We start from the raw sequence: 18,641 nt of genomic DNA on the forward strand, positions 1-18,641 counted from the left end.
TCAAACCAGCACGTTCTGGGGGCGAGCTCAAGCTCTCCGCAGAGACGGCCATCGACGACGGCCTCATCGACGCCGTCCTTTTCAACGAGGCGTTCGTGCCGAAGCTCCCCGTCGAGCTCGTCGCGTTCCTGCCCGGCAGGCACGACCGTCCCCCGAACAGATCGCCCTCAGTACTCCTTGGCCACCAGGGTGAGCACGTCGTAGTTCGCCACGGGTTCGTCGTTCTGGTTGACGACCTGTGCGTCCCAGCGGACCTCACCGTATTCGTCGGTCTCACGCGGGGTGATGCGCTTGGCGGTGAGCGTCACCTTGAGCTTGTCACCTGGGGAGACAGGCGTGATGAAGTTGAGCCCTTCGAGTCCGTAGTTCGCGAGCACCGGGCCCGGGTCCGGCTGGACGAAGAGTCCGGCGGCAAAGGACACGATGAGGTAGCCGTGCGCCACGCGTCCCGGGAAGAACGGGTTCGCGGCGGCCGCCTCCTCCTTCATGTGGGCGTAGAAGGTGTCCCCGGTGAAGTTCGCGAAGTGCTCGATATCGTCGAGCGTGACCTCCCGCCATTCCGAATCGAGGGTGTCGCCGATGCGCAGGTCCGCAAGCGACTTCGTGAACGGATGATCGCCGAGGCGGCGCTCCGATCCGTTGACCCATTCCCCGCCGATCGCGGTGAGCATGTCCGGGGAGGCCTGGATCGCGGTGCGCTGCATGAAGTGTGTGATACCGCGCAGTCCGCCCATCTCCTCACCGCCGCCGGCCCGTCCGGGGCCGCCGTGGATGAGGTTCGGCAGCGGCGAACCATGGCCGGTCGACTCTTCGGCATCGTCACGGTCGAGGACGAGCACACGGCCGTGCCATGGGGCGACCTTCCGGACGAATTCGGTGGCGAACTCACGGTCGTGGGTGACGACGGAGCCGACCAGCGAACCGCGGCCACGGGCGGCCAGACGGACGGCATCCTCGGTGTCGGAATAGGTGATGATCGAGGTCACGGGACCGAAGGCCTCGATGTCGTGGACAGCATCGGACCAGGCGTCATCGGCCTGGAGGACGGTGGCTGCGACATAGGCTCCGCCGTGTTCGACGGCCAGACGATCGGATTCCTCACGCCCGCCGGTGAGCACGCGTGCTCCCCCCGCGATGATCTGGTCGACCGCGTCGAGGACGTCGGTACGCTGCTTGTCGGAGACGACGGGGCCCAGGCGGGTGGACTTCTCGCGCGGATCCCCCACACCTTGGGTGGCGAGTTTCGCGGTGATGGCTTCAGCAACCGCCTCGGCGTGGACCTCGGGGACGAAGGTGCGGCGGATCGCGGTGCACTTCTGTCCGGCCTTGACGGTCATCTCGGCGACGACGCCGGAGACGAAGAGATCGAATTCTTGCGTCCCGGGCCCGGCGTCGGGACCGAGCAGGGAGAAGTTGAGCGAGTCCGCCTCGGCGAAGAAGCGGGTGCCGCGCTGGGTCACGCAGTCGAGTGCGGACAGCGTGCGGGCGGTGTCGGCTGAGCCGGTGAAGGCGATCGCGTCCTGTTCGGCGAGGTGGTCGAAGAGCGGGGTGACGTCACCGGTGACCAGCTGGAGCGCAGCGGCAGGGAGCAGACCGGATTCGATCATATCCGCGACCACGGCATGGGTCAGGTGGGCGGTGTCGGTGGCGGGTTTGACGACGACGGGGACGCCGGCGACGAACATCGGTCCGAACTTCTCGAGCATGCCCCAGACGGGGAAGTTGAATGCGTTGATCTGCAGCGCGAGGCCCTGCCGGGAGGTGAGGATGTGGCGGCCGACGAAGGTGCCGTTCTTCGACAGGCGCTCGACTCCGCCGTCGAGGTGGACAGTCGAGTTCGGCATCTGGCGGCGGGCGACGCCGGAGTATGTGAAGAGTGTGCCGATTCCGCCTTCGATGTCGACGAAGGCGTCGCGCTTCGTGGTGCCGGTGGTGAAGGAGATCTCGTGGTAGTCCTTCGTGCGCTCCATGAGGTAGGTCGCGAGCTTCTTGAGGATCACACCGCGCTGGTGGAAGGTGAGCTTCTGCAGTTCGGCGATGCCGGTGGTCCGGGCGTGGTCGGCGACGGCGGCGAAGTCGACTCCGGCCGAGCTCACCGAGTGCAGGAGTTCCCCGGTGCCGGCGTCGCGGACGGGCCGGGCACCGTCGGCCGAGCCGGGGGTGTGCCAGGTTCCGGCCACATAGGAACTGAGGATTTCGGTCATGCTTTGCTCTCCCTGGTGAAACGACGTCTCCCGGTCCACGGCGGCCGCATTCGGCACCGCTGCCGATTCCCAGATATATACTAACCAAGCGGTCGGTAATTGTCATAAAGAGTTGTCAGAGCAGTTCAGAAACGATCGAGCAGCTCACGCTCCGCTTCGGGATGGATCTCACCGGTGTCCTTGTCCACGACCGGCTCGATGCGCCCCTGCTGCTCCCACTCGGCGGCGATGACACCGAGCTCGGCCTCGATGGCTTTTCGACTGACCCCGAAGTGCTCGGTATCGGAGATCTCAGCCATGACTGTCCTCCATCGGATCCTCGGCCGAATCGCCGGTAATCTTCGCCTTCACCTCATCGCCTACCTTCTTCGATTTCTCACCGACGGCCTTCAGCACCTGTTCCGCCTTGTCCTGGGCGGCCGGAGCCTTCTCCTTGACCGAGTCTTCGACCTCCGAGACACGGGCCCGGACTCTGGGGTCGCCCCACAAGTCCTGGGCGCATCGCGCGAGCGATTCATAGCTCTGTCGACCAGCGCGGGAACCGAGGACGTATCCCACTCCGATGCCGACCGCCAATAGAAGTCTGCCTTTCATCATGCCCCTCTTTCTTCTGTTTCACCCTTTGTCAGACGCTCCTGCACTGCCGCGAGCACCTCTGCACCCGATGCCTTGCCCGAATCGCTGCTCGTATCGATGCGCACGACCGGTCCGACGTCGAGCGGTGCACTTCGCCGCCACAGATCGACATCATTCGGATCGTCCTCGTGTATCCCGTGACGGTCTCGGTTCTCGTATCGCTCGACGGCCTCCTCCAGAGGTGCGTCGCACCATACTTCGACGACCGCCTCAGCCCTGGCGGTTCGCAGGCCCTCCTTGACACTGTCGAGATCACGTTCGAGAGCCCAGAACGACTCGACCACCACTGTGTAATCGACCAGGGATGCCAGCCTCCATGCCACTCTGCCTGCGAGGTCATGGGCTGGACCCCGGGGGAAGCGGTAGTTCACGGAATCGACGAGCCGTTCGAGCACCTCGTCGACAGAGAGCAACGGGATGTCCGCGGCCTCGGCGAGATCAGCGGCCAGCGTGGACTTCCCGGAGGCAGGGAGGCCGTTGACCAGGATCACTGTGCTTGCCATCGTTCGGTCCCTTCCTTGGATTCGCCGCAGAGACGCTCATCGCGCCTGCGCTCTGCTGCACGCGGCAGAGTTGAGCCATTCGGCCACGATAACCTCACCGAGCAACGATTCAGAAGCAGGTCGCTGACTCACCGATCTCCACCGCCAACGAGCAGCAGCGGAGGATCGGGCCGGATTCGGCCTTCACGCAGGTGACATCGACCACCATCTGCAATATAGTCAGAGGCAATTACTGACCAAGCAGTCAGCTGCGACGGGAGCCCACCCGTCCGCCGCCAGACCCGAGGCACCGGCGATCACTCAGAGTCGAGGACCACCGCCTCCGGAGACGGCACCCGGCAAAGTCGCCCAGCAACAGAAGGTTCCGCTCATGTCCGCCACCGCCTCAGGCCCGGTCGCTCCGAATCCGGCCACCCCACATACGACCACCCGCGAGGAGCGTAAGGTCCTCGCCGGCACTCTCGTCGGCACCACCATCGAGTGGTACGACTTCTTCATCTACGCTCAGGCCGCCGGCATCGTCCTCTCCGCCCAGTACTTCGGCCCTTTGGCCGCGGACAATCCGGCGCTCGGTCAGATCATGGCGTGGGCGTCTCTGGGCATCTCGTTCCTCTTCCGCCCCCTGGGTGCGATCATCGCCGGCCACCTCGGCGATCGGATCGGACGGAAGAAGATGCTCGTGCTCACGCTCATCCTCATGGGGGCCGCGACCTCGCTCATCGGACTGCTCCCGAACTACGCGATGATCGGTGTCGGCGCCCCGATCCTGCTCACCCTGCTGCGGATCCTCCAGGGCTTCTCCGCCGGCGGCGAATGGGGTGGGGCCGCGCTGCTGTCGGTCGAGCATGCCCCGATCTCCAAGCGCGGCATCTTCGGTGCGTACCCGCAGATCGGCGTGCCGGTCGGCATGATCCTGGCCACCGGTGTGATCTGGGTGCTCACCACAGTCCTCTCCGCCGAACAGTTCGCGAGCTTCGGCTGGCGGATCCCGTTCCTCTTCTCCGTCGTCCTCGTGTTCGTCGGCTATTACATCCGCCGGCAGGTCGAGGAGTCCCCGGTCTTCGCCGAGCTCGCCGAGCGCAAGGCCGAATCCTCGGCTCCGCTGGGCACCCTGTTCAAGAAGAACACGAAGGAAGTCGTCCTCTCCGCGCTCATCTTCATCGGCAACAACGCCGTGGGCTACATGATCATCGCGTTCTTCGCCGCCTACGCCTCACGCCCCATCGCCGAGGGCGGTTCCGTTGGCCTCGACCGTGCACCCGTACTGTTGGCGACGACGCTCGCGAGCTTCGGTTGGCTGGTGTTCACGATGTGGGGCGGTGCACTGTCGGACAAGCTCGGTCGCGTGCGCACCTTCCAGATCGGGTACGTCCTGCTCATCGTGTGGCTCATCCCGACCTTCCTCATGATCGACATGGCCAACATCTGGATGTACGGCATCGGCATCTTCGTCCTCACCGTCGGCATGGGCCTGTCGTATGGCCCGATGTCGGCGATGTATGCGGAGATGTTCCCTGTCGAGGTCCGCTACTCGGGCGTCTCGATCGGCTACGCGCTCGGTGCGATCCTCGGCGGCGCCTTCGCCCCGACCATCGCCGAGACCCTGCTCGCCGAGACCGGAAAATCGATCTCGATCGCGATCTACATGATCATCGTGTGCATCATCTCGCTCATCGGCGTCAGCCTCGTCAAGGAGACCAAAGGCAACGACCTCGGCCTGACGAAGCACCACTGAGACTGCAGCGAACCCCCGGTTCGTCACCTGCGCCTCGATTTCCTGGTCGATCCACGGTGATTCCTCGGCCTGAAACGCCGTGGATCGACCCAACAATCCACCGAGGCGGCGCACCCACTCAGCAGCTCTCGCATAGGCTGATGAGATGACTGCACCGACCCCTTCTGAGCTGACGTATCCCGACATCGAAGCCGCGGCCGCCCGGATCGCCGGACGGGTGCGGCCGGTCACCGTAGCCTCGGCACAGCCGGGCACCCTCGCCGAGACTGCCTCCCCCACCGCGGCCACGTGGAGCTCCGGTCCTGCCGAGGACCCGAACGCATCCGGCCTGCTCTTCGCCCTCGAGTTCATGCAGTACACGGGCACGTTCAAGGCTCGCGGTGCGCAGAATTTCATCCGCGCTCATCTCGAAGCGGGCACCTTTCCCGAAGCAGGGGTGACGATCGCCTCGGGCGGGAACGCGGGCCTCGCCTGCGCATGGGCGGCCCGTGCCGCCGGCGTGCCCGCCACGGTGTTCCTCCCTGCGAATGCCCCAGAGGTCAAGGTGGAGCGTCTGCGCTCCTATGGCGCCGAGGTGGTGCTGACCGGTCACGAATTCGCCGAGGCGGCCGCAGCCTGCCGCGATTTCGTCGCCTCATCGGGGGCGTTGGCCTCGCACGCGTATGACCATCCGCTCATCGCCGCCGGCGCGGGCACTCTGATGACCGAGATCCTGGCGCAGGTTCCCGACCTCGACACGGTCGTCGTCTCCGTCGGCGGAGGCGGACTGTTCGCTGGGGTCGCGACGGCTGCGACCTATCACGGAGTGCGCACCGTGGCGGTCGAACCGCAGAGCTGTCGCGCCCTCAATGCCGCGATCGAAGCAGACGAGCCCGTTGATGTCACTGTCGATTCGGTGGCATCGGATTCCCTCGGCGCCCGTCGGGCCACACCGCTGGCACTGTCTGCGGCACGGTCGGATCTGGTCACCTCGGTGCTGGTGAGCGATGAGGCGATCGTCGGTGCCCGGCAGCACCTGTGGGACGAACACCGGTTGGCGGTCGAACATGCGGCGGCCACGGCACTGGCGGGAGTTCACGGTTCGGGCGGATATGTGCCGGCCGAGGGCGAAAAGGTCTGCGTCGTCCTCTGCGGGGCGAACACGAGCCTCGGCGATCTCTGAGCCGCACGATCAGCGCGGTCGGTCGCGGTCAGCGCAGTCGAGCGCCGGAAATCAGCGCGTTCGGTCGCGGTCCTTCGACTTCAGCGAGGCCTTGATGAGGCCGAAGATCGCGAGCGCCACGACGACGGTGATGATGGCCTTGACGAGGAACCACGCAATGGAGAACGCGACGTTGACCACCCACCACGCGATGATGATGGCGATGATCGCGCCGATGATGCTCCACACGGTACTCATCTTCATGCCTCAAGCCTAGGCCCGAGTGCTGAACCGTGCAATGACGGCGGTCACCATCTCAGCCGATCTTCAGCCGACCGACGCGACCGACGAACCGGTGGCCCGCACCGCGCGGGCGGACCAGCGGCGGTCAGCGAAGCCCACCTCGATCGGATGGTCGAAGGCGGCGGAGACCTGCTCGGAGGTGAGCACCTCGGCGATGGGGCCCGCCGCTGCCAGCCGTCCGTCGGAGATGAGCGCGGCGTGAGTGGTGGTCTCGGGGATCTCCTCGAGATCATGCGTGACCAGCAGCGTCGACAGCTCCGGCGAGCGCAGCGACAGCGCGTCGATGGTCTCGAGCAGCTGTTCGCGGGCGGCGACGTCGAGGCCTGTCGTCGGTTCGTCGAAGAGCAGCAGCTGCGGATCGGCGACGAGTGCACGCGCCACGAGAGCACGGCCCCGCTCCCCCTGTGACAGCACCTTCCATCCGGCGTCGGCGCGGGAATCCAGGCCCACCACGGCGATGTGGGCATCGGCCTTCGCGATATCGGCAGGTGCGGGCTCCCAGCGCATGGGGCGTTCGACGGTGCCGGTCAGTCCGGTGAGCACGACCTCGCGCACGGTGAGGTTCGAACGCAGCGGATGGCGCGGGTTCACATGCCCGATGAGCTGGCGAAGGGCGGCGAGTTCGACCCGGCCCATGCGAGATCCGAGGATGTCGACGGTGCCCGAGGTCGGAAACACCTGCGCCGAGGCGAAGCTCAGCAGCGTGGACTTCCCCGCCCCGTTCGGCCCGATGAGCACCCAGTGTTCTCCGGCACCGATGCGCAGGTCGATGCCGTGGAGGATCTGCGTCTGCCCACGTCGGAACGTCACATCGGCAATGTCGAGGACGGTCTCGGCCACGTCTAACTCACCTCTCAAGATCGACGGCCCCACCGTCCGATGGGGCCGATCCGATTCTAGGACCCACCTCGCCGAGGCGGCTCCCACCCTGAGATTCCGACGTTTCGCATCGTGGATCAGGAGTTCGACCCTCTGCCGCGGTCTCGTCAGTGCGGTCTCGTCAGTGCAGCGTCGGGCCATAATGGAGACATGCACGATGCCGCCGACCCGAACGAGGACCTCCGCGAAGAATATCGCATCAAGATGCGCGGTCGGCTGCTGCGCCGGTCCGCTTCGTTCAATGTCGCCCACGCCGTCGACAGCCTCGAACCGGGCACCGGCGCTCAGAGCATCCAACGCGCACTGACGCTGCTCAACCTCGTCGGGCTCATCGCCGGGGAGCGGCGCGAGGGCGCGAGCCTGTCCGAGCTCGCCTCGATCAGCGGCCGCCCTAAAGCCAGCGTCCACCGCATGCTGCAGGCGCTCATCGCCATGGGATACGTCGAACGCCTCGAAGAGGGCGGGTATCGCCTCGGCGTGCAATCGCAGATCCTCGGCCAGCTGGCCCAGAAATCAGTGGATCCGCTGGTCACGGAGTCCGAGTCAAGTCTGCTGCGCCTGGCCGAACTCAGCCAGGACACCGTGTTCCTCACTCTGCGCACGGGCAGCTATTCGATCTGCGCCCGCCGTGAGGAGGGCTTCGGTGAGATCTTCAACAACGCCCTGTCCGTGGGCGACCGACACCCGCTGGGCATCGGCGCCGGATCGCTGGCGATCCTCTCCGAGCTCTCCCCCGCCGAGGTGGACGCCCAGTTCGAGGCCAACGCCGAGATACTGGCCGAACGGTACCCGAAGGTCTCGGTCCCGCACCTGCGCGACATCATCGACCAGGCCCGCATCGACGGCTTCGTCCACAACCCGGGCCTCTTCGCCAAGGGGTCGTGGGCGGTCGCGGTTCCGCTGCGCATCCGCGGCTCCCGCCCACGTGCGGCACTGTCGATCGCCTCGATCGCCGACCGTGTCACCGGTTCCCGGGTCGAGCGCCTCGTCGCTCTGCTGCGCCGGGAGGCGAAGGCCATCGCCGAGGCGCTCAGCTCGCAGACCGACCTCACCCCGGACTCCGGCGACCTCTGAGGCGAGCGCCGACGCAATCGGCTGAGGCCTCCTTCACCCCGCCGAGGCCGCTTCGCCCAGCCGGGGCCCCTCTCACCCGGCCGAAGCGGCCCCGCGTTCGGCCGCCACCGAGCTGAGTACCTCGCCCATCCACCCCACGGCCGCCGGGTTCGACCCCGAGCGGGTGACGAACGAGACCCGACGCTGCCCGAGGTCCTGCTTCGCAGGCCGGACGACGACGTCGAAGTCCGTGTCGACGGCGGCTTCGGTGGTCAGCGCACAGCCGAGTCCCTCGGCGACGAGACCGTGGATCATGTAGAGGTCATCGCTGCGCATGACCTCGCGCACCTCTCGGCCGAGGGAGCGGTACAGCCGCCTGAGGACGCGCACGGAGGCCTCGGATTCGCTGTGGCTGCACACCCAGTCGATCTCGCCCATCTGCTCGAAGTCGAGGACCTCGTGGGCGGCGAGTTCGCCGTCGCGGGCGACCATGACCCGGTAGGGCTCGTCAAGGAGGGTGCGCAGGCGCAGTTCGGGCCCGGCGAATTCGGGCAGTTCGGGAATGTCATAGATGAGTCCGGCATGGACCTCGCCGCTGTGAAGCAATCGGATCACTTCGCTGGGTTCGGCCTCGACGACTTCGACCCGGACGTCTCTGCTGTGTCTCAGTTCGGCGATCGCGGCCGGCAGCAGTCGTGAGCCGATCGAGGAGAACGACCCGATCCGCAACGTCACCACACCCGCGTCCCGCTGAGCAGTCACGAGCTGTTCGGCGCGATCGATGCGCGCGAGCACGGGAGCGATCTCCTCGGCAAAGGATTCGCCCAAGGGCGTCAGACGCGTTCCGCTGCGGGACCGGTCGACGAGCCTGATCCGGAGGTGGGATTCGAGGGTGCGCAGATGATGGGTCACGGTCGGGACTCCGTGGTCGAGCACCTCGGCGGCCCGGTTGAGACTCCCCTCGTCACGGATCGCCAGCAGGACCCGGAACTGCTGCAGATTCATCATGGCATAGAGACTATGTCACTGAAGTCGAAATCTTGCTATATCGTAGGTCGACCGGAGTGCCTAGTGTGGGCCGTATGCCCGCCGATTCCACGCTTCACCCGACCATGCCGACCGCCCCTCCTGACACCTCCGCCGAGGTGTCCGTCGGCACACGCATCGACCCTCGTCAGCACACCGCACCCTATGCCGAGGCCCTGCGGTCCCTGGCCTCCGAGGACTGGCTGCGTCTGCATGTTCCCGCCCACCAGGGCAGTGCCGACCACGTCCCGGGACTGGCCGAGATCGTCGGCGAGGCCGGCATGGGCATCGACTTCCCCATGCTCTTCAGCGGCATCGACCAGGAGAACTGGCGGATGATCAACCACGCTCGCATCACCCCGATCGTGGCCGCGCAGCAGCTCGCCGCCGAGGCCTGGGGCGCGTCGCGGACCTGGTTCATCACCAACGGCGCATCCGGCGGCAACCACATCGCCACGACCGTCGTGCGCGGACTCGGCCGCGAGTTCGTCCTGCAGCGCAGCGTCCACTCCTCCGTCATCGACGGCGTCATCCACGCTGATCTGCGCCCGCACTTCGTCCACGGCCGGGTCGACCCGGGACTCCGCTCCTCCCACGGAGTGACCCCCGCCGAAGTCGACTTCGCGCTGACCGAGCATCCGGACTCCGCGGCCGTCTATCTCGTCTCACCCAGCTACTTCGGCGCGGTGGCCGACATCGCCGCGATCGCCGAGGTGGCCCACTCCCACAATGTCCCGCTCATCATCGATGAGGCTTGGGGATCCCACTTCGGGATGCACCCTGACCTGCCGATCAACGCCGTGCGCCTGGGCGCGGATCTCGTCGTCTCGAGCACCCACAAGGGTGCTGGGTCCCTCGCGCAGTCCGCGATGGTCCATCTCGGTCACGGCCCCCAGGCGAAGCGCATCGAGATGCTCGTCGACCGGGTGGTGCAGTCCTACCAGTCGACCTCGAGCAGCGCGATCCTTCTGTCCTCGATCGACGAGGCCCGCCGTCATCTCGTCACCCACCCCGAGGCGATCGTAGCGGCCCTGGACACTGCGGAGGAGATCCGTGATCGGGTGCGAAGCGACTCGCGGTTCCGCGATGGCACTCCCGACATCCTCGGCGGTCATGATGCGATCGCGGCCGATCCGTTCAAGGTCGTCGTCGACACCCGCGGGGCCGGGATCACGGGATCACAGGCGCAGTATCTGCTCATCCGGGATCACCGGATCTACTGCGAGCTCGCGACGCCCTCGGCCCTCGTCCTGCTCGTCGGCGCCACCTCGCCGGTCGACGTCGAGCGCTTCTGGACCGCCCTGCAGGCCCTGCCCCGTTCGGAGTCGGAACCCGAGCGGCCCATCGTTCTTCCCGGCAGCTGCGTGAAGCGCCTCGAGATCAGTGATGCTCACTTCGCCGAGGCCGCCACGGTTCCCTTCGCCGAGGCGATCGGTCGGATCTCCGCGGATTCCCTGGCCGCGTATCCGCCCGGTGTGCCCAATCTCCTGCCCGGCGAGGTGCTCAGTGCCGAGGTCGTCGACTTCCTCCGCACGACCGCCGCGGCACCGTCGGGGTATGTTCGCGGGGCCCAGGATTCGCGGATGGACACCTTCCGCGTCGTGGCCGAAGACTCACCGCCGGTGACTCGCGCATCGAACACTGTGGCTCCCGCATAGAGCGCTGCGACTCCCACATAGAGCGGAGTGTTCCGCCTCCGGTAGCGTGATGAGCATGCCTGAGACTTCCGACTCGACGACCGCGTCCCTGCCGATCACCGAACTGCGGGACCTCTGCGTCTCAGCGATCACCGCGTCCGGCGGGTCACCCGCGCTGGCGCAGTCCTTGGCGGAGGCGACCGTTGCCGCCGAGCGACGGGGCAAGACCCAGGTCGGCACGGCGCACCTCTTCGACTACCTCGACGGCCTCGAGGCCGGCCGCATCAACGGCCACGCCCAGCCGCAAGTGACGAACCGACTCCCGGCCGCGCACCATGTCGATGCCGACCGCGGCACCGCACAGTTCGCCTTCGACGCAGCGTTCGAGGACTTCGCCGCGTCTGCCGCGCGACTCGGCATCTCCATCCTCAACATCGCGAACGCCTTCACCGCCGGCGAGCTCGGCTACTTTACGACCCGGCTCGCCGAGCGGAGACTAGTGGCGTTGGCGGGTGCCAACTCGCCGGCGCTCATGTCGCTGTTCGGTTCACCGGGTTCGACGACCGGAACGAACCCCTTCTCCTTCGCCGTCCCCCACGCCGACGGCCCGCGCATGTTCGATCAGGCCGCCAGCGCGACCGCGTGGGTCAACGTCCGCGATGCCGCCGAACGAGGAGAGGCGATCCCCGAGGGGTGGGCCCAGGACCCGGACGGGGCAGCCACAGTCGACGCCGAGGCCGCCCTCGCCGGTTCCCTGCTGCCCTTCGGCGGGATCAAGGGCAGCAACGTCGCGCTCATGGTCGAACTCCTCGCCGTCCACGGCGGGGGTCGGTTCTCCCTCGACGCACCGGCCTTCGACTCAGAGCAGGAGAGTCCGGGCACCGGGCTGTTCGTCATCGCGATCGCAGCAGACGCCTTCGACCCCGACTACTCGGACCGGGTCGGCGAGCATCTCGAGCGTCTGCACACACAGTTCGGCATCGACTTCGGTCGCAAACGCAATCTCAAGACCATCGAGCTGCCCCGCGAACTCCACTCGGCTCTCCTTAGCCGCGCCTGAGACGCCGACCGCTCGAGTCACCGTCAACCGCGCACCGCATAACTCGGTACAGCGACGGCAACGTGAGCGGTCGATGGAGATGATGTCGAGGCGTGGACGCCTCACCGCAGAACGATCGTCCTCTTGCCCGAGAGGAACACACGCCCGTCACAGTGCCACTTCACGGCGTTGGACAGCGCCTTGCACTCGGCATCGCGGCCGGCGGCGACGAGGTCCTCGGGGGTGAAGGCATGGTCGACCTCGACGAGCTGCTGGGCGATGATCGGGCCCTCGTCGAGTTCGCTGTTGACGAAGTGCGCGGTCGCACCGACGGTCTTCACTCCGCGCTCCCACGCCTGGTGGTAGGGCTTCGCCCCCTTGAACGACGGCAGGAACGAGTGGTGGATGTTGATGGCCCGTCCGGTGAGTTCGCGGGCGAGGTCGTCGGAGAGGATCTGCATATAGCGGGCGAGCACGACGAGGTCGACCTCGAAGCGGTCGACGAGTTCGAGCAGCTTCGCCTCGGCCTCGGGCTTCGTCTCCTTCGTCACGGGGATCCGGAAGAAGGGGATGTGGTGCCATTCGACGAGCTCACGGTGATCGGGATGATTCGACACGACCGCGGCGATCTCGATCGGCAGCTCGCCGACCCGGGCGCGGAAGAGCAGGTCGTTGAGGCAGTGCTCGAACTTCGAGACCATGATGAGCACCCGCCGCTTCTCTCCCTGCGGCCACAGCTGCCAGGTCGCGCCGAACTCCTCGCCGATCGCTTCGAAGTCGGCCCGCAGAGCCTCGACACCATTGCCGGGCTCGTCAGAGACGCTGAAGTCGATGCGCAGGAACAGCTGCTGGGTTGACTGGTCATCGAACTGTTTGAGTTCCTTGATGTCTCCGCCGTGGGTGAGCAGGGCACCGGTCACGGCGTGGGTGATTCCAGGGCGCTCGGCACATTCGAGAGTGAAGATGTAATCCTGCATGTCCGTGTCCTTCTGTCCGTGGGGCAAGGTCGGGGTGGCGCGAGGCCTGTGCGGCCGAGGTGGTGCTCAGCATTCGACGACGTTGACGGCGAGTCCGCCCCGCGAAGTCTCGTTGTACTTCGATTTCATATCGGCTCCAGTCTGCCGCATGGTCTCGATCGCCTGGTCGAGACTCACCCGGTGGGAGCCGTCGCCGTGCATGGCCAACCGGGCCGCATTGATCGCCTTCACCGAGGCGATGGCATTGCGTTCGATACACGGCACCTGCACGAGGCCGCCCACCGGATCGCAGGTCAGCCCGAGGTTGTGCTCGAGACCGATCTCCGCGGCGTTCTCGACCTGTTCGGGAGTTCCTCCGAGCACAGCGCACAGTCCTGCAGCAGCCATAGCGCAGGCCGATCCGACCTCCCCCTGGCAGCCCACCTCGGCGCCGGAGATCGACGCATTGCGCTTGAAGAGAATCCCGATCGCCCCGGCCGTGAGCAGGAACGTCACGGCGGCATCGTCGGCAGCACTCGCACCGGGGGCGCCGGCTCCGTTGTCGGAGCTCGCATTCCCGCCAGCCGTTCGGTCGCCGGTGACGAACCGGTCCATGTAATGGAGCACTGCGGGGATGATGCCTGCCGCCCCGTTCGTCGGGGCGGTGACGATCCGCCCGCCCGAGGCGTTCTCCTCATTGACCGCCAGTGCATAGAGGTTGACCCATTCGAGGGCGTCAAGCGATCCTGATGCCCGGTAGTCCGCAGCTTCGAGCTTCGCCTTCAGTTCCGGGGCCCGGCGGCGTACCTTGAGTCCCCCGGGCAGGGTCGTCTCGGTGCGGGTGCAGCCGTTGTGCACGCATTCGCGCATCACTGCCCAGATCGCGAGCAGCCTGGCTCGCAGGGTCTCATCAGTCTGGCGGGCGCGTTCGTTGACGGCCATGAGCTCGGCGATGCTCAGCCCGCGGATGCGGCACTGCTCGAGCAGCTCATCGGCCGTGGAGAACGGGACGACGTCCCCGTCTCGACCGGCCGCACCAGGACCGTCACCGCCGGATCCCGGCCCGTCCCCGGCTGCGTCGATCGCTTCGGCGGCGTCCTTCTCCGCGGCGAGTTCGTCGGCGGTGACGACGAATCCCCCGCCCACGGAGTAGTACTCGCGCTCGATGAGCTCACCGGCGGCCTCGGCGCTGATGCGCATCCCGTTGGGATGGCCGGGCAGGGATTCCCGCAGGTGCAGGGTGAGATCCGATTGGACGTCGAAGGGCACATCGGTTCGCCCGCCGAGGTGGAGCGACCCTGTCTCACGGATCTCCGCGAGCAGCGGGCCCACGGAATCCGGATCGAGCGTTTCGGGTTCCTTCCCGCTGAGTCCCGCGAGCACAGCGGAGTCCGAACCGTGCCCGATGCCAGTGGCACCGAGGGAGCCGAAGAGGCCGACCCGGACCGCATCGACACGCTCAAGCAGACCCGCCTCGGCGAGTTCGTCGACGAAGCGCACCGCCGCCCGCATCGGTCCCACCGTGTGCGAGGACGAGGGTCCGATGCCGATCGAGAACAGATCGAGGATCCCGAGACTCATCAGCCGGCTCCCTCGGCTTCAGCTCCGGGCGTCTGCCCGTCGGTGAGGAACTCCGCCATTCCGTCGAGCAGCCAACGGACCGTGAAATCCGCGAAGCTCGCCCGCGGACAGATGCGGTAGGTGTCCTCACCACTGTGGTGGAGGATGACCGGCACGGGACCCAGCGCCGTGACGATCGCGGATCCGATGCCGAAAGCGCGAGGATGGAGATCGGCGCGGCAGCTCTTCTCGAGCACTTCGCGGGCCTTCTCCCCCGTCAGTTCGAGGATCGTCCGGTTGGCAGAGAGATCGACGGCCTGTCCGGGCAGTCCCTCGAGTCCCGCCTCGGCGACGATCGTCTCACCGGGCTCCTGGCAGCGGGAGACGTCGACGGCGAGGAACTCGTCGGGGCTCAGCCACAGCACGTGCTGGGCCTCCGGGTCACCGGTGACTTCACCGACGCCGCGGGGCAGGTTGAGACCGAACGTGTCCTCGAGCGACTTCCATGATGCGGAATCCGGCTGTGCCCGCAGGCCGATCTGCACGGTGAAGGGCAGTTCGCGCAAGCCCACGCTGCGGCCGCCCGCCGCGCTCGCCTCGGACATCAGCCCGGCCAGGTGCGCGGCCGGAGAGACCCGCAGATCATCGAGTCCGCTCGACCCGGTGCCCGCGGTGCCGGTTTCTGCCGTGGCAGTCGCGGCGGACGGGGACTGTGCCGTCGAAGGTGTGGAATAGGTGGTGTCAGCCATCGCGGCGGTTTCCTTCCGGATCGTAGAAGACGGGCGAGGTGATCTCGACGTCGACGAGGGTGTCGCCGAAGGGAGACTTGACGATCTCTCCTTCGCGGTTGCGGCCGTTCTCGACGAGTGCGAGTCCGAACGGCCGGTCGAGGCTCGGCGAGATATACGACGAGGTGACATGCCCGATCATCGGCACCGGTCCGTCCTCCGGCGTGACGGGGGTGCCCGCCGCAATGAGCTGGGCGCCCTCGGCCAGACGCGTCGTACCGTCGACCGGCAGGACTCCGACGAGGTGCTTGCGGTCCTCGCGGGCCGTGTCGACCCGGGAGTAGGAGCGTTTGCCGATGAAGTCCTTGACCTTCGAGACGATCCACTCCATGCCCGCATCCTGCGGGGTCACGGTCCCATCGGTGTCCTGCCCGACGATGATGAAGCCCTTCTCGGCACGCAGCACGTGCATGACCTCGGTGCCGTAAGGGGTGATGTCGAACTCGGCACCCGCCTCGGCGACGGCCTCCCACACGGCGAGGCCGTAGAACGTGTCGACGTTGATCTCGAAGGCGAGCTCACCGGAGAACGAGATCCGGCAGATCCGGGCCGGAACCCCATTGGCCAGGGTCGTCTCGCGGAAGCCCATGAACTCGAAGGCGTCGTTCGACACATCGAGGTTCGGGGCGACCTTCGCGATGACGTCACGCGACCGGGGGCCGGCCACGGCGACGGTCGACCACTGTTCGGTCACCGAGGTGAAGACGACGTCGAGGTCGGGCCATTCGGTCTGATGCCATTCCTCGAGCCATTCGAGGACGGTCGCAGCTCCGCCGGTGGTCGTCGTCATGTAGTAGCGGTCCTCGGCCACGCGCAGGGTCACCCCGTCGTCGAAGATCATGCCGTCGGGCTTGCACATCAGCCCGTAGCGACCCTTACCAACCTTCAGCTTCTTGAAGCCGTTCGTGTAGATCTGGCCGAGGAATTCCCCGGCGTCGGCCCCGCGGATCTCGATCTTGCCGAGCGTCGAGGCGTCCTGGAAGCCGACGGATTCGCGCACGGCCTTGCCCTCGCGCAGCACCGCCGCCTCCATGTCCTCACCCGGCTTCGGGTAGTACCAGGGGCGCTTCCACTGCCCGACGTCTTCGAACTCGGCACCGTGAGCGACGTGCCAGGGGTGGATCGAGGTGACCCGAGCCGGGTCGAAGAGTTCACCCTTGCGCCGTCCGGCCAGTGCCGCGAAGGGCACCGGGGCGAAGGGGGCGCGGAAGGTCGTGTGCCCGACCTGACCGAGGTCGTCGGCCTCCCCCAGCACCGAGGCGATCGCGCCGATCGCGTTGACCGCTGAGGTCTTGCCCTGATCGTTCGCCGTCGAGATCGAGGTGTAGCGCTTGATGTGCTCGACCGAGCGCATGCCCGCACCCATCGCCCGCTGCACGTCGGCGACGGTCTGGTCACGCTGGAAGTCGATGAAGTGAGTGGTCAGAGCGTCATGATCGTCCTGCGCCGAGGTGACCAGCCACAATGGGCGCGCCGGGGCGTACGCCATCGGCGAGGCGGCGGGAACGGCGAGGGCGGCCGGGAAACCGGTGCGGTTCGCCGCCTGGCTGCCTGCCTCGGCGCCCTGCCGCAGTGCCGCCTCGAGGGAATAGTCCCCGGTGACGGCGCCGACGGTGAACTGGTCACGCACGGGCGTCGTCGGCACGAAGGCCGCGATGTCGACGTTCCAGTGGATTGCGCCCTTGCGCTGACCGTGCAGGTGGATGACCGGCGAATGTCCGCCGGAGACCGCGAGCAGGTCGACGGCGATCTCCTCGCCCTGGCTCGCAGCGACGGCGTCGTCATCGAGTTCGCCGACAGTGATCGCGCTGATGCGTCCGGCAGGACCTTCACCGGCGGTGCCGGTGACCGCTGAGCCGAGGATCAGCCGTGTGCCCGTGGCTGCGGTGACGGATTCGGCCACCGCCGAGGCGGTCGGGCGGGAGTCGATGACCGCAGGGACGGTGATGCCTGCCGAGTGGAGGTCGGTGACGAGATCATAAGCGGAGTCGTTCGTCGTCGCCACGGCCACGTTCTGCCCTGCGGCGACCCCGTAGCGGCCGAGGTAGGTGCGCACGGCCTCGGCGAGCATGATGCCGGGGCGGTCGTTGTCGGCGAAGACGATCGGACGGTCGTGAGCGCCGGTGGCGAGCACGACCTGACCGGCGCGGATGTGCCAGACCTTCTGGCGCACTCCGTGACCGCCGGCGGCGGCAACCGCGTCGGTGCGGTCTTCGAGGGCGACGAAGTAGTTCGAGTCGTAGCTGCCGAAGACCGTGGTGCTCGGGACATAGGTGAGTTCTTCGTGCTCGGCGAATCCGGCGACGGTGGACTCGACCCACTCCAGGGTGTCGACGCCGTCGATGGTCTCGGCCGTGGCCGGTCCCGCCGCCACCAGCGAGCCGCCGGGCAGCGACTGGTCGTCGAGGAGCAGGGTACGGGCACCGGACTTGCCGGCCTCGCGTGCGGCGGCGAGTCCGGCGGGGCCGGCGCCGACGATGAGGACGTCGGTGTGCACATGCTTGTGCTCGTAGGTCAGTTCGTCCTGGCCAGGGTCGAGGATGCCGAGTCCGGCGAGGTAGTCGGCCTCGAGCCCTTCGGCGATGGCGACGCGGGTGGCGGGCAGCATCGACTCGGAGACGTCTCCGGGGAACCGGGAGTGCACGCGCACGAGCGCATTGGACTCCTCGACGCCGGCACCGAGGATGCCGCGGGCGCGTCCGAGGTAGGTCGAGTTGCCGCAGTCGATGCGGCCGGAGGCGATCAGCGCGCTGGCGATCGTGTCACCGGCGAAGCCCGAGTAGGTCGCTCCGTCGACGGTGAAGTCGATCGGGCGGGTGGTGTCGATGCCGGTGGCGGAGGGCAGACGAGAAGCGGAGTGCAGACGGGTGGTGTTCGTCATCGAACCTCTCCTTGTGTGTCGGGACGGGGCGAGCCGATCGGGTAGATCGCGGTGAAGTCGTAGGTGGCCGTGTCGCGGACGGCGTTGAACCACTTCCGGCAGCCGGCGCTGTGGCTCCACATCTCGGCGAAGGCACCGCGGCTGTTCTCACGGTAGAAGAGGTACTCGGCCCATTCCCTGTCGGTCAGGGCGTACGGGTCTTCGGGGTAGGCAACGTGGGCCTGTCCGCCGTAGTGGAATTCGGTTTCGTCGCGTGGCCCGCAGTTCGGGCAGTGGATGAGCAGCATGTCGGTGTCTCTT

At 67.1% G+C, this 18,641-nt stretch carries 17 protein-coding genes; 5 read left to right on the top strand and 12 right to left on the bottom strand.

The annotated features are described in order from the left end of the window. Nucleotides 1-167: 167 nt before the first annotated feature. From paaZ to HK353_RS08115, 4 genes are all read right to left on the bottom strand, one after another. A complete protein-coding gene (paaZ, locus tag HK353_RS08100; RefSeq protein WP_173155004.1) occupies nt 168-2,204 on the bottom strand; it encodes a phenylacetic acid degradation bifunctional protein PaaZ in 2,037 nt (678 codons plus the stop codon). A gap of 125 nt (nt 2,205-2,329) precedes the next feature. Then, a complete protein-coding gene (locus HK353_RS08105; RefSeq protein ID WP_173155006.1) occupies nt 2,330-2,503 on the bottom strand; it encodes a hypothetical protein in 174 nt (57 codons plus the stop codon). Continuing rightward, nucleotides 2,496-2,801, bottom strand: coding sequence for a YtxH domain-containing protein (locus tag HK353_RS08110; RefSeq protein ID WP_173155009.1), 306 nt, complete (start codon nt 2,799-2,801; stop codon nt 2,496-2,498). Before HK353_RS08110 ends, HK353_RS08105 begins: the two co-directional genes overlap by 8 nt. Next, entirely contained in the window at nt 2,798-3,343 is a 546-nt protein-coding gene (locus HK353_RS08115; RefSeq protein ID WP_173155011.1) for a P-loop nucleotide/nucleoside kinase family protein, read from the bottom strand. The genes HK353_RS08110 and HK353_RS08115 overlap by 4 nt, the downstream gene beginning before the upstream one ends. 370 nt (nt 3,344-3,713) lie before the next feature. On the opposite strand from HK353_RS08115, the gene HK353_RS08120 reads away from it, so the two are divergent. Together HK353_RS08120 and HK353_RS08125 are read left to right on the top strand one after the other, a co-directional pair. Further along, nucleotides 3,714-5,078 (top strand): MFS transporter, encoded by a 1,365-nt coding sequence (locus tag HK353_RS08120; protein ID WP_173155014.1) that lies wholly within the window; start codon nt 3,714-3,716, stop codon nt 5,076-5,078. Nucleotides 5,079-5,223: 145 nt separating this feature from the next. Further along, nucleotides 5,224-6,240 carry a serine/threonine dehydratase gene (locus HK353_RS08125; protein WP_173155017.1) on the top strand — a complete coding sequence of 339 codons (1,017 nt, stop codon included), beginning with the start codon at nt 5,224-5,226 and terminating at the stop codon, nt 6,238-6,240. A gap of 51 nt (nt 6,241-6,291) precedes the next feature. On the opposite strand, the gene HK353_RS08130 is transcribed toward HK353_RS08125, so the two are convergent. Then, nucleotides 6,292-6,483, bottom strand: a complete 192-nt coding sequence (locus tag HK353_RS08130) for a hypothetical protein (protein WP_039211572.1) — start codon at nt 6,481-6,483, stop codon at nt 6,292-6,294. A 63-nt stretch (nt 6,484-6,546) separates the two neighbouring features. Further along, nucleotides 6,547-7,362, bottom strand: a complete 816-nt coding sequence (locus tag HK353_RS08135) for an ATP-binding cassette domain-containing protein (protein ID WP_173155019.1) — start codon at nt 7,360-7,362, stop codon at nt 6,547-6,549. A 189-nt stretch (nt 7,363-7,551) separates the two neighbouring features. On the opposite strand from HK353_RS08135, the gene HK353_RS08140 reads away from it, so the two are divergent. After that, nucleotides 7,552-8,475 carry an IclR family transcriptional regulator gene (locus tag HK353_RS08140; protein ID WP_173155022.1) on the top strand — a complete coding sequence of 308 codons (924 nt, stop codon included), beginning with the start codon at nt 7,552-7,554 and terminating at the stop codon, nt 8,473-8,475. 72 nt (nt 8,476-8,547) lie between these two features. Here the strand turns inward: HK353_RS08140 and HK353_RS08145 are convergent, their stop codons facing one another. Then, the gene (locus tag HK353_RS08145) at nt 8,548-9,462 is read right to left on the bottom strand and encodes a LysR family transcriptional regulator (protein WP_173155025.1); all 915 of its coding nucleotides are present in this window, start codon (nt 9,460-9,462) and stop codon (nt 8,548-8,550) included. 74 nt (nt 9,463-9,536) lie between these two features. Between HK353_RS08145 and HK353_RS08150 the strand changes: the two genes are divergently transcribed. Together HK353_RS08150 and HK353_RS08155 are read left to right on the top strand one after the other, a co-directional pair. Further along, on the top strand, nt 9,537-11,138 hold the full coding sequence (locus tag HK353_RS08150) for an aminotransferase class I/II-fold pyridoxal phosphate-dependent enzyme (RefSeq protein ID WP_217278350.1): 1,602 nt from the start codon (nt 9,537-9,539) through the stop codon (nt 11,136-11,138). A 55-nt stretch (nt 11,139-11,193) separates the two neighbouring features. Then, on the top strand, nt 11,194-12,177 hold the full coding sequence (locus tag HK353_RS08155) for an Ldh family oxidoreductase (RefSeq protein ID WP_173155027.1): 984 nt from the start codon (nt 11,194-11,196) through the stop codon (nt 12,175-12,177). Nucleotides 12,178-12,278: 101 nt separating this feature from the next. Here the strand turns inward: HK353_RS08155 and purU are convergent, their stop codons facing one another. From purU to HK353_RS08180, 5 genes are all read right to left on the bottom strand, one after another. Next, the gene (gene purU / locus HK353_RS08160; RefSeq protein WP_173155030.1) at nt 12,279-13,133 is read right to left on the bottom strand and encodes a formyltetrahydrofolate deformylase; all 855 of its coding nucleotides are present in this window, start codon (nt 13,131-13,133) and stop codon (nt 12,279-12,281) included. Nucleotides 13,134-13,199: 66 nt separating this feature from the next. Then, nucleotides 13,200-14,693: an L-serine ammonia-lyase gene (locus HK353_RS08165; protein ID WP_173155033.1), complete on the bottom strand. Its 1,494-nt coding sequence runs from the start codon at nt 14,691-14,693 to the stop codon at nt 13,200-13,202. Continuing rightward, complete coding sequence (locus tag HK353_RS08170) at nt 14,693-15,421, bottom strand: sarcosine oxidase subunit gamma (protein ID WP_173155035.1); 729 nt, start codon at nt 15,419-15,421, stop codon at nt 14,693-14,695. Before HK353_RS08170 ends, HK353_RS08165 begins: the two co-directional genes overlap by 1 nt. Further along, the gene (locus tag HK353_RS08175) at nt 15,414-18,341 is read right to left on the bottom strand and encodes a 2Fe-2S iron-sulfur cluster-binding protein (protein ID WP_173155037.1); all 2,928 of its coding nucleotides are present in this window, start codon (nt 18,339-18,341) and stop codon (nt 15,414-15,416) included. Before HK353_RS08175 ends, HK353_RS08170 begins: the two co-directional genes overlap by 8 nt. After that, a complete protein-coding gene (locus HK353_RS08180) occupies nt 18,338-18,628 on the bottom strand; it encodes a sarcosine oxidase subunit delta (protein ID WP_025777259.1) in 291 nt (96 codons plus the stop codon). The genes HK353_RS08175 and HK353_RS08180 overlap by 4 nt, the downstream gene beginning before the upstream one ends. Nucleotides 18,629-18,641: the final 13 nt, after the last annotated feature.

This window comes from Brevibacterium permense, assembly GCF_013280495.1.
In the GTDB taxonomy this organism is placed as follows: Bacteria; Actinomycetota; Actinomycetes; order Actinomycetales; family Brevibacteriaceae; genus Brevibacterium; species Brevibacterium permense.